Below are 17,406 nucleotides of genomic sequence, written 5' to 3' on the forward strand. Positions count from 1 at the left end.
TTTTCCATGACCTTTTAAAATCGTTTTCTGTTTTGCCTTAACACGAAATTTAATCCGATTCGTTTTTCGAAGATAGAGTAAAGTACAAATAAATAGTCCAATATATAAACTAAGCATGATTAACATAGGCATAATGATTGGCTCTCATTATTAAATATTTGATTGTACATTCAGTCGACGGAACAGATTGATGTTGATATTTTAACAGCCAAACTATCACAAATTCATCGCATTATATATCACAATAAATTAATGTAAATTTGTTCAGGTATGACGTTAATTACGTTTCAATAAACTCACAATATCTTCTTGTTTCTCTTCTTCATCTTCAAAATCATCAACACTATAACCGAGTTGCTGCATCAATTCATCGATACGATTTAATTTAGTATCGAGATATGTTTGTTGCTCTTTTGTTAATTGGCTTCCACTTTCGACTAAATCAAGTAATTGCTCTAATTTAGGATCGTTTTCCAGTTGTTCCAATTCTTGCTCGGGTGAAAGAACTAATTTTTGCGTTTTCGGTTGTTTGATTTTATTGGTCGATTTCACTGATTCATCTGCAATTAACGAAATCGGTTTTTTACTACCAATGCGCGGATCTTTAACGGTTTTAGTAGTTGGTTTATTTTTTTTGGTTTCATTATTGAAACGAGAACCACTTGGTAAGCCTTTATGTTTGCGTTTTCGCTTGAGTGCCCAAGATTCTTCATTAATCTCTTGACGGGTTTTTTTCGGTTTTTGTTTCGATTTGGTTTTTAACATATAATCTCTGTTTAATATTAGGACAAATATTTATTTAGGCTATTTTATCAGTAAGTCTTCAATATAGCTACGATCATGCATTAATGCTAATTTATGATTGTAAAAGTTAAGATTTATGTATAATCTTAACCCAATCAATTTAAATAGATGGAATTTGAGAACACGACATGATGAAAAATCATCTTAGTCCTTATATGCAGTTTAGCCGCCAAGAATGGGCTAGTTTGCGTAATGCTGAACCCATGACATTAACCCCAGAGGAACTCACCTCATTGCAAGGGATTAATGAAGATTTGTCCATAGATGAAGTCAGCGAAATTTACTTACCCTTATCCCGATTGCTCAACTATTATATTAATAATAGTTTTAGCCGTCAGGCTGTTCTTGCCAAATTTTTAGGTAAAACCCAAAAAATCCCTTACGTTATCGGTATAGCAGGGAGTGTAGCAGTAGGTAAAAGTACAACTGCACGCGTTTTACAAGCACTATTAAGTCGTTGGCCTGAACATCGAAAAGTTGCATTAGTCACCACGGATGGTTTTTTATATCCTAATAAATATCTTGAAGAGCGTGGCATAATGAACAAAAAAGGCTTTCCACAATCTTATGATATTAAAAGGTTGATCAATTTTGTTGCTGATGTAAAATCAGGTCAATCTCAAGTTAAAGCACCCGTCTATTCACATCTGGTTTATGATATTGTTGATAATGAAGAAATCGTTATAGATAGTCCTGATATTCTTATTTTAGAAGGATTAAACGTATTACAAGGAACCTTAAATTTTACACAAAATACCAACCGAGTCTTTGTTTCAGATTATGTTGATTTTTCGATCTATGTTGATGCAGATTTGTCGCTTCTACATGATTGGTATGTGAATCGTTTTTTAAAATTTCGAGCTGGCGCCTTTAGTGATCCTAACTCATATTTTAATCACTATTCACTGCTTCCAGAGCAAGAAGCGATAAATATCGCTAATCGTCTTTGGCGAGAAATCAATGAATTAAATTTGATCGAAAACATTTTACCGACAAGAGAGCGAGCAAGTTTAATATTAACGAAAGGCAAAAACCATAAAGTCGATTGTGTTCAATTAAGAAAATAAACTTAAGAGGAATTATTATGAAATCAACAATTAAGTCGTCTGTAAGTAAATTAACACTGCTTTCTTTTTTAACAACCCTTACATTAGGTGTTTGTGCCGCAAACGTTGATGATCATGAAGGGCAAACGTGTGCCGGCAAAAAAGAGGCAATTGAAGCACAAATTACTGAAGCCCAAAAAACAGATAATGTTGAACGTGTTCAAGGATTAGAAAAAGCATTGTTAAATGTCAAAATGCATTGTAAAGATGATAATTTAGAAGCCGAATACAAAAAGAATATTACTGATAAGACTGAAAAAGTGGCAGAAAGACAAAAAGATTTAGCAGAGGCAAAACTCAAAGGTGATAACCAAAAAATTGCCGAAAAAACCGCAAAATTAAATGATGCTGAAAAAGAACTTGCGGAAGCTAAAGATAAATTGGACAACTTCTACAAAGCAGTGAAATCGAAATAAATTTTAAATTTTAGCTTTTATTAAGATTATCCTCCAAATTTGTCATCATCAAAATAGTGATAACGTTGTGAGTTATCCCGTTGATGATGACAACTTTCTTATTCAACACGCATTGCTATTGTTTAACCAAAATGACCCAATTTTCAAGCAAATTAAGTTAACTTAGCGTTTAACGCCGTTATGCTAAGTGATTAAGCAATAGGCTAGACTTTTATCACAAAAAAAGGTAAGGTGTGCGCCTTATCACGTGGTTCGTAAACCTCCCACGCAAAAAAACTAAGGAAAATTATGAGTAACGTTACACTGCTAGGCGATCAGTCTGTTCGCTATCCTACAACTTATTGTCCAGAAATTCTGGAAACCTTTGATAATAAACATCCTGGTAATGACTATTTTGTAAAATTCAATTGCCCAGAATTTACTAGTCTTTGTCCTATCACCGGTCAACCTGATTTTGCAACGATCTACATTTCGTATGTACCGAATATTAAAATGGTCGAAAGTAAATCACTTAAGCTTTATATGTTCAGCTTCCGTAATCATGGTGATTATCATGAAGATTGCATTAATATCATCATGAAAGATCTGATTAAATTAATGGATCCCAAATATATCGAAGTCTGGGGTAAGTTTACGCCTCGAGGTGGTATTTCTATTGATCCTTATGCTAATTACGGTAAAACCGGTACTCACTGGGAACAAATTGCGCTTAATCGTTTAGCTAATCACGATCTTTATCCTGAAAAAGTCGATAATCGCTAATCTCATCAGCCTAACAGGAATTTTTTAATGCAACATCGTAAAGCACTTGTGATATTTTCGGGTGGGCAAGATTCGACCACTTGCCTGCTGCAAGCCATTGCTGATTATGGACGTGAAAACGTTGAAACAATCAGCTTTCAATACGGTCAACGACATGCCATTGAGCTTGAAAAAGCCAAATGGATTGCTGACGACCTTGGTGTAAAGCAAACCCTCATTGATACTTCAGTGATCAAACAAACGACCAATAATGCCTTGATTGATGATTCACAAGAAATCAAAGCCGCTCAAGAAGGGAATTATCCGAATACCTTTGTTGACGGGCGTAATATGCTATTTTTATTGTTAGCGGGGTGTTATGCCAAACAACACGCTATTCAAGATATTATTATTGGCGTATGTGAAACTGATTTTAGTGGTTATCCGGATTGTCGAGATATCTTTATTAAATCCATGAATGTATCGATGAATTTAGCCTTGGATTACACGTTTAACATCATCACCCCTTTAATGTATCTGACTAAAGCGCAAACATGGGAAATGGCTGATAAACTCGGTTATCTTGATTATATCCGACAACACACTCACACTTGTTATTACGGGGTTGACGGCGGATGTGGTCAGTGCCCAAGTTGTGAGCTGCGTGAAAAAGGGTTAAATCAATATTTAACCGATGTCACAACATAGTCGTGTCTGACGGTTAAATGAATGCAGGCAAATCATCAACGATTATTTTGTATAACAAGTTAAAAATATTAAATATCGATGTAATTAAATTCAGTAATCCGACATTTTTACCTTAATTACATCATTTTTACGTTAAACATTATGGGTTCTCTCACCCCATTCAAAAAAGGAAACGAATATGTATTTGAATATTCACTCAGACTCACTACAGAAAAAATTTACTCCAGCTCAGCAGCGTAAAGCACTTTGTTGGCTCTCTTTTTTTCATATCTTAGTTATTGCATCAAGCAATTATTTGGTACAAATCCCGTTTGATATCTTCGGTTTTCATACCACATGGGGAGCATTTACCTTTCCATTTATCTTTTTAACCACCGATTTAACCATTCGGGTATTTGGTGCCAGCCTTGCCAGAAAAATTATCTTTGTTGTCATGATACCGGCCTTACTGTTTTCTTATTCCATTTCGGTTGTATTTTTCGAAGGGCATTGGATGGGATTTTCAGCGTTGTGTGATTTTAACAGTTTTGTCTTTCGTATTGCATTAGCCAGTTTTGCTGCTTATTTGGTTGGGCAACTGATGGATATTACCGTGTTTAATTATTTACGAAAAAATAAAGCGTGGTGGGTTGCGCCTTCGGCGTCAGCGGTATTAGGTAATGGTATTGATACTATTGTCTTTTTTGCTATTGCCTTTTATCAAAGTAACGACGAATTTATGGCGAATCATTGGATCGAAATAGCCTCGATTGACTATAGCTTTAAAATTTTAATTTGTGGATTATTCTTCTTACCCCTTTATGGTGTTATTTTAAATTTTTTAATGAAAAGATTAATGACGTTAGCTAGCGCCAATTCATAATTTTGTTCGCTTTTGTAACGAAGCGCCTTCCACTATTTACAAAACTCATTTATTTTCATGAATAAATGAGTTTTGTCTCTTCATCTAATGGCAATAGTTTCTATTAACAATATGTTTTAATAAAAGATAATTTTTTTATTAGACATACTCGAAGGAGTGGCATTGTCTTTAAAAACAACTTTTGCCAAACGTTTTTAGGCAGTGCATAATATAGATAATCGAAAAATGTTGATAATGTAATATTTGGAATAGAAAATAGGTGAAAAATAATGAGCTTTATTAAAGGGTTAAGCGTGTTGAGCTTAATTTTGGTTTTAATCGGTTGTGATAATAATAATAAATCTTCATCGATAGCTAATGAAAACAAAGATAGTCAGACAACAACTCAATCTGTCAATGACAATACTTCAAAGATTAATTCGAATCAAAATAATCAAACTCAAAGTATATTTACTGTTACTCCTGAGTTAAAAGAAAAATATAAAAATAACCCTTTTACTGTCCTTGATACCTCAGAAATGATACTTGATGGTTCGAGTACTTTAGTTGTTACGTTTTCTGTTCCGGTTAACCCTAAACTCAATTTTCCCAATCTTCTAAGACTTGTCGATAAGGAAAAAGGAACGGTTGATGGCGCATGGGAGCTTTCAAATAACGGTTTGGAATTAAGGCATCGATTCCTTGAACCGAATCGTAAGTTAACCTTGACCATTGATAAAATGCTATCTGCTATCAATGATAAGAGTTTATCCTCAGTATATCAAATTGAAATTAATACCCAAAATCGTGAGCCTTTTATCGCTTTTTCAAGTAGTGGAGTATTATTACCCAGCAAATCCATGAATGGTTTACCGGTTACGACACTGAATATTGATAAAGTCGATATAAATTTTTATCGAATCAAACCAGAAAAGTTAGCTAAATTTATTACGAATTACGGATTTATAAACCGTTATTATACTTGGCGTTCACAAAATTTTGAAGAATATATGGATTTATCTTTTTCTTCAAGGTTTGATCTGAATCCTACACCAAATACTCAAGAAACATTATTACTGGATTTATCTAAGTTTTCAGAAATAAATAAAGAAGGCATTTATCTTGCAATAATGGATAAAGCTGGATCTTATAATGATGAATTGCCTGCCACATTATTTTCAATCAGTAATATTGGGATAGCTATTCATGCTTACAACAATGGTAAATTATTGGTGATGACTCATGGATTAGATAATGGCAAACCGTTACCAAACATAAATTTATCGCTACTTTGTGTTAACTCCTCAAATGACAACAATAATAATTGTAATACCCTTTCATTCCAAACGAATAATGAAGGTTTTGCTGAGATCACATTACCAGAAGGATCTAATTATTCTTTATTAACAGCCGATGATGGAAGCCAGACTTCATTTGTCACCATTAATCGTAATGCCCTAAATTTAACGGACTTTAATCTATCTGGTTCAACTTTTTATTCAAAACAATTATTTATTTTTGGGCCTCGCGATTTATATCGTCCAGGTGAAAAGGTTTATTTTAACGCATTATTACGTGATGCTGATGGACAACAATTACCTGATCAACCAATCATGGTTGAGGTGCTCTCTTCTGACGATAATGTTATAGCAAGTGGTTACGTAAAAAAAGAACCAGACACGCATGGTTTATATCAAGTTGAGTTCACGATACCAAATGATGCGCCAACAGGTAAATGGTCACTTCGTATTAATGTCGGTGATGACAACTATCGTTTTTCTTATTTTAAAGTAGAAGAGTTCCTGCCCGAAAGAATGGCAATGGAAATCAAAGCGCCTTCTAATGAACCTATATCATTTGATCAAGACGTGGAATTTAGTATAAAAGGTTGGTATCTCTATGGTGCACCAGCTTCAGGGAATAAATTGAATGGTAGGAACTATTATAAAAATTTAAGAACTGTTCAGGGATTAAATGATTTTAAAATCGGAAATGTTCAAGGTGAAACAGATTATACTGAGTTGTCTGAAATTGATGAAACTTTAGATAATAATGGTAAAACAGAAATCAAGCTTAGTGCAGATCAGTGGGCTCGTGTAAAAAAACCTATTAGAATCGTGACAAATATAAGTTTATTGGATTCGGGTGGAAGACCAGTTACTCGTTATGCAACTCAAGATATTTGGCCAGCAAATCAACTTCCCGCTTTACGTACTTTATTTAGCGACGAACCTTATTACAATTGGCAGATGGATACTTATAGTGAGCGTCCAACTGTTGACATTGGCGCTTTAGCGGAGTTTGAAGTCGCTTACGTGAATAAGCAAGGTGAAAAACTTGCTACAAATAATTTAATAGCCCGTGTAGTGCGTGAGCGTCGAAATTATTATTGGTCTTGGTCTGATGGTAGTGGTTGGGAGCAACATTCAACTTTAAAAGAGTTTGTTGTTTCAGAAAATAGGATTTCCATTGATGAAAACGCTACAGCTAAAGTCAGCTATCAACCTGATGATTATGGGGCATATCGAATGGAAATTGTGGATCCAAATACCAATGTAGTAAGTAACATTCGTTTTTGGGCTGGCTATGACTGGGAAGATAATACTCAAGGTACAAATAATTTGCGTCCAGATCAGGTAAAATTGAGTATAGACAAAGCATTTTATTCGGTTGGTGATACAGCAAAAGTACACGTACAAGCGCCGGCTGCCGGTTCAGGTTACATATCACTTGAAACCAACGATGGAACATTATGGAAAAAAGAAATTACCGTTGACGATGAAGGTCTTGAAGTTGAAATCCCAATTAATGATTGGAAACGTCACGATATTTATATAAATGCAATGATTATCCGACCATCGACGAATGCTGAAGTACAAACGGTTAAACGGGCGGTTGGTCTACTTTATTTACCGTTAGACACGTCAAATCGTCAATTAAATATCACGATTGACGCACCGAATAAAACCGAGCCAGAAAAAACCATTCCAATTAAAATAAAAATGGATAAACAAGCAATTAATAAAGATCAGACCGTAACAGTTTTAGTTTCTGCGGTAGATGTAGGCGTGTTGAATATAACTAATTTCGCAACGCCCGATCCTTATACCTCATTTTTAGGACGTAAACGATATGATGTTGATCAGTATGACGTATACGGCAAGTTAATTGAGGCAAAAGGACGAAACATTAAAATGAGTTTTGGTGGTGATGCGGTAGCCGCAGGCGGTAAAAGACCATTAACGGAAGTAAACATCGTTGCTCAACAACTCAAAACGATCCAATTAAATGAAAATGGTGAAGGAATTGTTGAGTTAGCACTACCAAATTTTAATGGAGAATTACGTTTAATGGCGCAAGCATGGGATGACAACCGCTTTGGTAAAGCTGAGCAAGCGATGATTGTTGCTTCTCCTGTGATTGCTGAATTGTCTATTCCTCGATTCATATCAGGTGGAGATCGTGCTGAATTAGCATTAGATATCCATAATTTGACTGATACAACTCAAACCATGAAAATTGATGTCGCAACCTCAGGACTGGTTTATCAAACAGAATCGAAATCTATCAATCTTAAGCTTGATACAAAGCAGAAAAATATTATTCAAATCCCTATTATTGCTGATTACGGCTATGGTCAAGGAACCATAACAGTCACCGTAACAGGAATTAAATTGAATGATGGATCGGATTATAAAATCAACCGTTCATGGAAATTAGGAGTCAGGCCTGCCTATTCTGCAATCTACAAAAGTTATGTTGAAGCAATTGATGCAGGTGAAAGTTGGATGCTATCTCCGTCTAATTTAGATAATTTAATTGATAATACTGTTAGCGCTCAATTAATTGTTTCTAATCAGCCACCGTTAAATGTTGCCCAATATATCAAAGAATTGTTTGCGTATCCTTATGGATGTCTGGAACAAACTACAAGTGGCTTATTTCCATCTTTATATGCTAATAGTGAACAGCTAGCTGCATTAGGCATCAAAACCGATTCGGATGAAGAACGTCGTCAAAATGTTCAATTAGGGATTTCTCGTATTTTATCAATGCAAAGAAGTAATGGTAGTTTTGGTCTTTGGAGTAGTGAAAGTAATGAGGAATATTGGCTTACTGTCTATGCCACTGATTTTCTACTTCAAGCTAAAGAACGAGGTTATCAAGTGAATGATAAAGCACTCAATTCAGCGATGACACGAATTGGAGAGTATATCTATTCCGCTTCAGTTCTTGATAACATGAGATATTATTATCAAAATTCAGATAGATATGATCATGTAGAGCTTTCGATAAAAGCTTATGCGTTAATGTTAATGGCAAAACAAGATAAAATTACTTCGATAATGCGTAATGAAATTAAAAATCTATCTCGAAAAATTATAGACAACAACATAGCGTTATCTCCACTACCTATAATGCAGTTAGCATTAACGGCAAAACTTACCGGTTATGAAGAATTATATCGAGCTTTGATGGAAGAAGTGAAAAATACAAATTACGAAAACGACATTAATTATTATGGTGATTACGGTAGTGAACTTCGTGATGACGCTTTAGTATTAGCGATTCTTGTTGAAAATAAAATTGGTACGAATTTGCAAACTGAATATCTATTTAAATTATCTGATTTATTAAGTGACAAACGTTATCTATCAACGCAAGAATTAAATTCACTGTTTATTGCGGGTTGGTCGTTAGAACAACGCAAAAGCACACAGAAGTTTAAAGTGGCAGTGAATAATGAAGTCACTTTGGCTAGTGGTTCGTTTAAACGTAATTTTAATTTTAACGATATAAATCATGGATTAACTATCAGTAACCCACAAAATGATAAACCGCTATATATTAAATTAACCGTATCAGGTTATGCTAAAACAGCACCTGCACCAACATCAAATGGGAACATCTTAAGGATCAGTCGAAGTTATTATGATATGAAAGGCAACCCTATTATTCCTACAGATGTAAAAGTGGGTACAATGATGCTTGTCATCTTAGATGTAAAATCGCGAGAAAGAATTCAAGATGCGTTAATTGTTGATTTCTTACCTGCTGGATTAGAATTGGAAAATCAAAATCTTATAGGCAGTAATGTCAGTTTAGATTCTATTCCTGGGTTAGCCAATTTACTCAATAATCAAGATAGTAGTCATATTCGTTATCAGCAATATCGTGATGATAGATACGTAGCGGCTGTTGATATCCAAAATTATATCGGCAGAAATTTGTACGGTGAACGTATGGCTTATTTAGTTAGAGCAGTGACGCCAGGTAGCTATATGGTGCCTTCTCCATTTGTTGAATCAATGTATCGACCGGAAAGATTTGCGATTGGTCAAACACTAGATATGATGACAATATTTCAACCTAAAATTAAAAATGATTAGCAGTATAAACTCATTAAATTAATTATCATCAAAACATCCGCCAAATAAAATTGGCGGTGTTTTTTGTGTAAAAATCTCTGTTAACTCCTGAAATTAGATAATGACAATGAAGATAATAAAACGCCTTTTTAAACTTCTTATTTGGCTATTCATTTTCGGATTTTTTGGGTTAATTATGTTTCTCATCGCTGATTACCTTTTTCCCATATCAATTTCAAAAAATAAACCTACTCAAACAATAGTTGCACAAGACGGAACACCTTTGTGGCGATTTGCTGATGAAAATGGTATTTGGCGTTATTCCGTAAAACTCGATGAAGTCCCTGATTATTATCTGGATGTTTTATTAAATTACGAAGATCGCTATTTTTATGAACATGTTGGGATAAACCCTTTTTCTTTGCTTCGTGCTGCTTGGCAAAATATCAATAATGATAGAATTATATCTGGTGGTAGTACAATATCAATGCAAGTTGCCAGATTACTCTATCCTCATGAACGAACGCTTTCAGGTAAGTTAAAGCAAATATTCCGAACTTTACAACTTGAACTGCATTACAGTAAAAAAGAAATACTCACGCTATATATTAACCATGCTCCTTATGGGGGAACAATAGAAGGTATTGGTGCTGCGAGCTGGTCATATTTTGGTAAAAAACCCAGTGCGTTAACTCGTAGCGAAGCTGCTTTATTAGCGGTTTTACCCCAAGCGCCAAGCCGATTAAGACCGGATAAATACCCAGAGCGAGCCAAACAAGCACGCGACAAAGTCTTAGATCGCCTAGCAACATATCAAGTCTGGACACCTGCAATTATTGAGCAAGTTAAGCAAGATGAAGTGTGGGTACATCCTCGCAAATCCCCACAACTTGCCCCATTGCTATCTTATCGTTTAAAGCAGCAATATCCTAATGATGAAATTATTCATTCAACTATTGATCCTTCACTTCAATATCATCTTGAAGACATGGTATTAAACCGCAAAAAACAGTTACCCCCTAAAACATCGCTTGCGATATTAGTTGTCGATCATACTGATATGACGGTGAAAGCATATTTAGGATCAGCGGATTTTAATGATAAAGAACGCTTTGGACAGATTGATATGATTAAAGCACTACGATCACCAGGCTCAACATTAAAACCCTTTATCTATGCTTTTGCGATTGATGATGGAATGATTCATTCTGAATCTTTACTGCAAGATGTGCCGCGTATAAGTACTGATTATCGACCCACTAATTTTGACGAAGATTTTAACGGACCCGTCAGCGCCTCAAATGCACTGCGAAAATCCCTTAATCTTCCGGCAGTACAACTTATTGAACTCTATGGTCCAAAACGATTTGCAGCTAAACTTTTTAGCGTGGGTTTGCCATTGATTTCACAAGGCAACAATCCTAATATCGCTTATATTTTAGGTGGGGCTTCGTTAAGAATGGATAATTTAGTGAGTGCTTACAGTGCCTTTGCTCGACAAGGTGAAGTTAGCCCTTTAAGATTTACTCAAAATGAACCTATCATTAATCAACCGTTTATTTCTGAGGGTAGTGCATGGATCACAAAACAAATGCTTATTAATAATAATCGCGTTTATTATAAAACAGGAACCAGCTATGGATATCGAGACGCATGGGCTGTCGGCATCAATCCTCGTTACTTAATTGGAGTATGGGTTGGTCGTCCTGACGGAACACCAGTAATAGGTCAATATGGTGCAATTACCGCTACCCCAATTTTGCAACAAGTAAACTCAATATTATTAAATAAAGAAAATCGAATTAATCGACCGTTACCAATTTCGGTTAAACCGGACTCGGTCACATCAGAAAAAATATGTTGGCCTACTGGACAAATATTACCTGTAACAGATGATAATTGTCACCGTCAAAAAACGGCTTGGGTATTAAATAACATGATTCCACCAACGCAAAATTCATTAAATGAACTTAAAACTATTTATCGTACTGGTTGGATAAATGTATGGATTAATGATCAAGGAAAACGTGTTGCGCCTGATTGTGCTGGTGCTCAGAAAAAAACAATAGCACTTTGGCCTATAGCACTGGAAAACTGGTTATTACCGAAAGAGCGAAGAAATTCACTTATTCCAGCAATCGATAAAGATTGTCCTATAATGGAAAAAAATATTTTTTCTACATTAACGATTATCGGATTGAAAAACCAGCAATTTGTTAAATCGCTACCGGGACAAAATCAAATAAATATCGAACTGTTTGCCGAAGGTGGAGTGGGCGAAAAATGGTGGTTTCTAGATGGAGAACTTGTTGCCCAATCAAATGATAATGATAAAATCGCATTAACAATCGTGAAAAAAGGACAACATCGATTATTATTACTCGATGAAAGTGGACAAATAACACGAATCCAATTTACTTCAGATTAACAAGGATAACGCACAATGGCTATTGAACGTACTTTATCAATTATTAAACCCAATGCCATAAAAAAACATTTAATGGGCGAAATAGAAACTCGAATAACTCAAGCAAATCTTAATATCATTGCAATAAAAATGCTTAAATTGACCCAAACACAAGCTGAAGGTTTCTATGCCGAACATCAAGGAAAACCGTTTTTCAATAACTTAATTAAATTTATGATCTCTGGTCCGATTATAGTACAAGTATTAGAGGGTGAAAATGCTATCAAACGTTATCGTGATCTTATGGGCCCAACGGATTTATCAAAAGCCCCTACAGGCACATTACGTGCAGATTTTGCTGACAACGTAACTGAAAATGCCGTTCATGGTTCTGACTCATTATCATCAGCTGAAAAAGAAATTGCCTATTTTTTTGTGGACAGTGAAATCGTCGGCAGCGACCGTGTTTCCCCGCATACACAAAGGTAAATCACCGATATAACCCAAATTACATAGCGTTAAAACAAAAATGATAAAACACCTTTTCTTATCTATTTTTTTATTTCTGGTAGGTAGTTATACAACAAATAGTGAAGCTAATAATCTAAAAAAGTTTTCAATAAACTTTATAGAAAAAAAAGCAGCGCAGAAGAATTCCGTCATATGAAAAAAATTTATGACCCAATGATTGAAAAAAATGATAAAAGATTCATAAAAACAGAATTATACCTAAAAGTGAACAATAAAACCTATATAAATGATTTGAACGATAACGAATCCATGAAAATTCATGACTATTATGGTTATTGGAAGCCCTTGAATAAGGATATTATTACAGTTTCATCTTATGAAGATAGCGAGGTTAAAATTCAGGATAACAAAAATAATACCATTACTTTACAAGGAATACCCTATATAAATAAGGCAAAAACGCATTTTACTACCTTTTATTTAGATTATGAAGGATCAAAATCAATTATAGACTTATATAAGATTAAACATGATCATATAGAGCATAATTTTTGTTTCGAAACAGAAAAATGGATTATTTGGGATTTGGTTTGGAATGACAATATTCTATACATAAAAGTCACGGATACTATATGGAACGAAAAAGGTTCTTTTAGTACTGATTATAAATATAAAAAATTAATTATAGAGAAACTTAATTAACACCCCAATGAAAACAGTAAAAGCTATCTTATTGTTACTTCTAAAAGCATAACACCTTCTATTAAAGGTCAAAGAATAATATAGATTGACCTTAAAATTTAGGGCATGTGACTAAATATACAAAAGGGTCATAGAGTATCGTAATCAAAAAAACTCGTTACAATAGTGTAATGGTTACCACAAGGAATATCCTTCTATAAATAATAATAATCAAGATGAGAAAACGCATATTTTAAGTGGGACATGGCTAGATTTCATTTAAAAAATAAAAATATAAGGACTCGATTATTACCCAGTAAAGAGATAATAAGCTAAAAATTTACACAGTTAAGCCATGCCACAGAAAAATGACCAAAGAATATGCCGATCAACTCACTATTGCGTGGTGCGAACAAAAATTATAGAAAAAAATGTCGTACAAAATTCCTTACAAATTACGCTTAACATTATGATAATATTATAAATTTAAGCCGTTAATGCTTAATTATCAATTGCTTAAAAAAGCATCAAAAAATTTGGTAGATTTTTTCACCTTGCTATTTTAATTAATAAACAATGGGTTATAATAAGGGTGTTCCCTGTATACACAGGGATAAACCGTTCCCTATTTTATAGGGATAAACCGTTAGTAAGTGTTCCCTGTATACACAGGGATAAACCGATTATTATTTTTAATAATTTTTCTAATTTCTGCGTGTTCCCTGTATACACAGGGATAAACCGCTGTTCACTGTCCAGATCACGATATAATTCACGTGTTCCCTGTATACACAGGGATAAACCGCGTTAAACCTTTTAATTTTTCTGCAATGACTGGTGTTCCCTGTATACACAGGGATAAACCGAGAACATACGATTCGAAGTTTATTTATTAGATATAAAAAATAAACATTTTTGATTACTTTTAATTGAAAAAATAAACATTTTTGTTTACTATGGTCTAATCTTAAATCAGCTCGAAATTAATTATGAAACATGCAGAGTTTTTAAGATGGCTAGTTGCTCAAGGAGTCGAAGTAAAGCAAGGTAGTAATCACCTAAAACTTTACTACCAAGGAAGGCGATCAACCATGCCAAGGCATCCAAATAAGGAATTAGCGAAAGGTACAATGATTGCGATTAGAAAGCAACTCAATCTTTAATAGATGCCCCGAAAGGGGCTATCTTGATAAGAGAATTCAACTTAAAAGCAAAGGAGGAGGTATGTTATATCCTGCAACATTAACCAATGAAGGGGATATGTATACAGTAACATTTAGAGATATACCAGAAGCAATAACCTGTGGTGATGACTTAAATGATGCTTTGAAAATGGCACGAGATGCATTGATTACAAGCATTGACTTTTACTTTGAAGATCATCGAAAAGTCCCATTACCCAGCAAGCAAAAAAAAGGTGAATATTTAATTGATTTACCAGTTAGTCTTTTTGCTAAAGTATTGTTGTTAAATGAAATGATTGAACAAAACATATCTAATGCTGAATTAGCTAAGAGGATCCACGTAAGACCTCAAGAAGTTCAGCGGATTGTTAACTTAGGACATTCAACAAAAATTGATACCATCAGCAAAGCGCTCTCTGCTCTTGGAAAACGTCTGGAATTAAACGTAACCTAAGGTAAAAAATTAATTTAACGTAAATAAAAATCATTAAAATAAAAGCCCCTTAGTGGGTTTTTATTTTCTACCTTATATAAAAACTTTTATAAGGTTATAGCGACACTTATTATTTTTTATAAAATAAATGTTCCTTGTATAAACAGGGATAAACCACCAAATATAGTTATCTATCCAACCTAACCTAGGGTGAACTAAATCTGCCGGCTATAGTTTTTTTACTTTACACTATAGGTCAAGCAAGCAAACCAACCAAACCAATAAAACGGTGACCAAACAATTGAAACAACAGACCATTACGATGACTTGTGTGATGTTAACTGACATGGTAAATACAAATTATATTATTGAAAAAATTGAAAAGTTATATTTAATTTGTTAAGTTATGCTCATTATAAATTTTAATTTACAGGAAATATCACATGAAAAAAGTAGTTTTTAGCGCCATCCTTGCTTGTATTGGTTTTAATGTCTCAGCAAATGAAAATGCAAAAAGGATCATTGAATTTTTAATAGAAGATGATATAGCTGTGTTCAGAGCGAATGGAAAATCAGGTTTTATGGATGCAATCCCAACGGTTAATGCCGGACAGCTAATTAAAGAATATGGTGATAACCAATATGTTTACGAAAAAAAATATGATAAAAAATTGGTTAATATTAAAACAGTTGCATCAGGAGTAAAAACCAGTTTGACTGGCGATCCTTATGTAGTAGCAAATGGAAAAAATCAATTTGAATATGTTTCGCTTGAATTAAAAAATAAAGATGATGCCATGAATATCAATAAAGGAACTAAGCTTGATATGATTTGTCTTGGCTCTAAAAATAATGTCATTTTTCCTTCGTTGAAAAGTTGCGTAACTGCTGATAGTTATTTCGATAAGTTCCTCAACTCAGTAATGAGCGATCTAGATAAATTAGATATAAATGATAAACCATCAAATAAACTTGAGGCTGTTTATTTAGCAATGTGGGAATTTGATAAGCAAAAACCAAATACATTAGAGAAATTTAAAACAGCTGAGGATTTTGAAAAAAATCAAGCAGATTTCATCGAAATTATGACAATTGCACAGACTAAAGCGAAGGATGGGGTCAAAAAATTTACATTACCAAAACCATAAAAAAGCCCTTTTAGGGCTTTTTTTCTATGCTAGTTACATGTTTTACGCAATTCAATAATAAACGTTACACCAATATTATGTAGAATAATAAAATATTAAACAAAATTAAACGATATTTTCACTTAAATGATATCAACAAATGAATTGGTATCAAATATGTATGGAAAGAGCAATAAGATTAAATAATACAAAGAGGTATAATGCACGGTAATTTGTCATTAACTTTTAACCAATCGATTACAGACATATGATGATTGCAAATTGGTTGGTAGACAAAAAAATTACAAGAACGTGTATTGTAAAAGCTCCCTTATAAATCATATTTAACAGTTTGATTAAATTATAAATTTAAGCTGTTATTGCTCAATCCTTAATTGCTCAAAAAAGAATCAAAAAAATCGGTAGAATTTTACACCTCCCTATTTTAATTAATAAACAATAAGTTATAATAAGAGTGTTCCCTATATACATAGGGATAAACCGTTGGTAAAAGCTTAACGCATATGTTCGGAGGTGTGTTCCCTATATACATAGGGATAAACCGGGGAGGCGGTGGCCTACGAAAACTATATAAACGTGTTCCCTATATACATAGGGATAAACCGCCGACGTGGTCGGCAAATGAGTTTTTTTGAGAGTGTTCCCTATATACATAGGGATAAACCGCGATACAACCCCGAAATTAAACGTGCGGCGTAGTGTTCCCTATATACATAGGGATAAACCGCTTTGAAGCAGTTACGGAAAATACCTAACAACGTGTTCCCTATATACATAGGGATAAACCACATTAACGACAAATCATTTTTTGAGGTTTCTTCTAAAGCTTCAATAATTGATTTACCTAAAATTTACACTATTTTATATTAATAATTAGTGGTGAATACCAAGCTTAATCTTAAACACTTAACACAGCTATACATTTAATTTAATTCTAAATTATGCTAAAAAAAATTGCATTTAATTGTAAAACAATGTAATTTAGAACTTTAAAATTTTTATCAAAATTAAAATTCAAAAATAACTAAAAACAAAACTATAATTTCTAGGAATGATATGGATATAAGGCAGCTGTTTTCGGATTGTTTCAACGTGCA

The 17,406-nt window shown here is 33.8% G+C and carries 13 protein-coding genes, 2 CRISPR repeat arrays and 1 riboswitch; of the genes, 12 read left to right on the plus strand and 1 reads right to left on the minus strand.

Features of this window, described 5'->3' with window-relative positions; genetic code table 11:
• Positions 1-276: 276 nt before the first annotated feature.
• Positions 277-765 carry a Der GTPase-activating protein YihI gene (gene yihI, locus J3U35_RS10625; RefSeq protein ID WP_267361281.1) on the minus strand — a complete coding sequence of 163 codons (489 nt, stop codon included), beginning with the start codon at positions 763-765 and terminating at the stop codon, positions 277-279.
• Between the two features lie 167 nt (positions 766-932).
• On the opposite strand from yihI, the gene coaA reads away from it, so the two are divergent.
• From coaA to J3U35_RS10685, 12 genes are all read left to right on the plus strand, one after another.
• Complete coding sequence (gene coaA / locus J3U35_RS10630; protein ID WP_267361283.1) at positions 933-1,871, plus strand: type I pantothenate kinase; 939 nt, start codon at positions 933-935, stop codon at positions 1,869-1,871.
• A 17-nt stretch (positions 1,872-1,888) separates the two neighbouring features.
• Complete coding sequence (locus J3U35_RS10635) at positions 1,889-2,326, plus strand: DUF1090 domain-containing protein (RefSeq protein WP_267361285.1); 438 nt, start codon at positions 1,889-1,891, stop codon at positions 2,324-2,326.
• Positions 2,327-2,567: 241 nt separating this feature from the next.
• Positions 2,568-2,612, plus strand: a riboswitch (PreQ1 riboswitch).
• Between the two features lie 2 nt (positions 2,613-2,614).
• Positions 2,615-3,088 carry a preQ(1) synthase gene (gene queF / locus J3U35_RS10640; RefSeq protein ID WP_267361287.1) on the plus strand — a complete coding sequence of 158 codons (474 nt, stop codon included), beginning with the start codon at positions 2,615-2,617 and terminating at the stop codon, positions 3,086-3,088.
• A gap of 27 nt (positions 3,089-3,115) precedes the next feature.
• Positions 3,116-3,775 carry a 7-cyano-7-deazaguanine synthase QueC gene (gene queC, locus J3U35_RS10645; protein WP_267351430.1) on the plus strand — a complete coding sequence of 220 codons (660 nt, stop codon included), beginning with the start codon at positions 3,116-3,118 and terminating at the stop codon, positions 3,773-3,775.
• Between the two features lie 178 nt (positions 3,776-3,953).
• Complete coding sequence (locus J3U35_RS10650; RefSeq protein ID WP_267351431.1) at positions 3,954-4,637, plus strand: 7-cyano-7-deazaguanine/7-aminomethyl-7-deazaguanine transporter; 684 nt, start codon at positions 3,954-3,956, stop codon at positions 4,635-4,637.
• Between the two features lie 269 nt (positions 4,638-4,906).
• A complete protein-coding gene (locus tag J3U35_RS10655; RefSeq protein ID WP_267361289.1) occupies positions 4,907-10,006 on the plus strand; it encodes an alpha-2-macroglobulin family protein in 5,100 nt (1,699 codons plus the stop codon).
• 175 nt (positions 10,007-10,181) lie between these two features.
• The gene (gene pbpC / locus J3U35_RS10660) at positions 10,182-12,413 is read left to right on the plus strand and encodes a penicillin-binding protein 1C (protein WP_267361291.1); all 2,232 of its coding nucleotides are present in this window, start codon (positions 10,182-10,184) and stop codon (positions 12,411-12,413) included.
• A 15-nt stretch (positions 12,414-12,428) separates the two neighbouring features.
• Positions 12,429-12,881 carry a nucleoside-diphosphate kinase gene (gene ndk / locus J3U35_RS10665; protein WP_267361293.1) on the plus strand — a complete coding sequence of 151 codons (453 nt, stop codon included), beginning with the start codon at positions 12,429-12,431 and terminating at the stop codon, positions 12,879-12,881.
• A 174-nt stretch (positions 12,882-13,055) separates the two neighbouring features.
• Positions 13,056-13,565, plus strand: coding sequence for a hypothetical protein (locus tag J3U35_RS10670; RefSeq protein WP_267361295.1), 510 nt, complete (start codon positions 13,056-13,058; stop codon positions 13,563-13,565).
• A gap of 571 nt (positions 13,566-14,136) precedes the next feature.
• Positions 14,137-14,410: a CRISPR direct-repeat array (repeat unit 29 nt; unit sequence GTGTTCCCTGTATACACAGGGATAAACCG).
• A 123-nt stretch (positions 14,411-14,533) separates the two neighbouring features.
• A complete protein-coding gene (locus tag J3U35_RS10675) occupies positions 14,534-14,707 on the plus strand; it encodes a type II toxin-antitoxin system HicA family toxin (protein ID WP_267361297.1) in 174 nt (57 codons plus the stop codon).
• 61 nt (positions 14,708-14,768) lie between these two features.
• Positions 14,769-15,182 (plus strand): type II toxin-antitoxin system HicB family antitoxin, encoded by a 414-nt coding sequence (locus J3U35_RS10680; protein WP_267361299.1) that lies wholly within the window; start codon positions 14,769-14,771, stop codon positions 15,180-15,182.
• 422 nt (positions 15,183-15,604) lie between these two features.
• Positions 15,605-16,309 (plus strand): OB-fold protein, encoded by a 705-nt coding sequence (locus tag J3U35_RS10685; RefSeq protein ID WP_267361301.1) that lies wholly within the window; start codon positions 15,605-15,607, stop codon positions 16,307-16,309.
• A 454-nt stretch (positions 16,310-16,763) separates the two neighbouring features.
• Positions 16,764-17,097: a CRISPR direct-repeat array (repeat unit 29 nt; unit sequence GTGTTCCCTATATACATAGGGATAAACCG).
• The last annotated feature ends 309 nt before the right edge of the window (positions 17,098-17,406 follow it).

This window comes from Gilliamella sp. B2717 (genome assembly GCF_026536675.1).
GTDB classification, from domain to species: domain Bacteria; phylum Pseudomonadota; class Gammaproteobacteria; order Enterobacterales; family Orbaceae; genus Gilliamella; species Gilliamella apicola_I.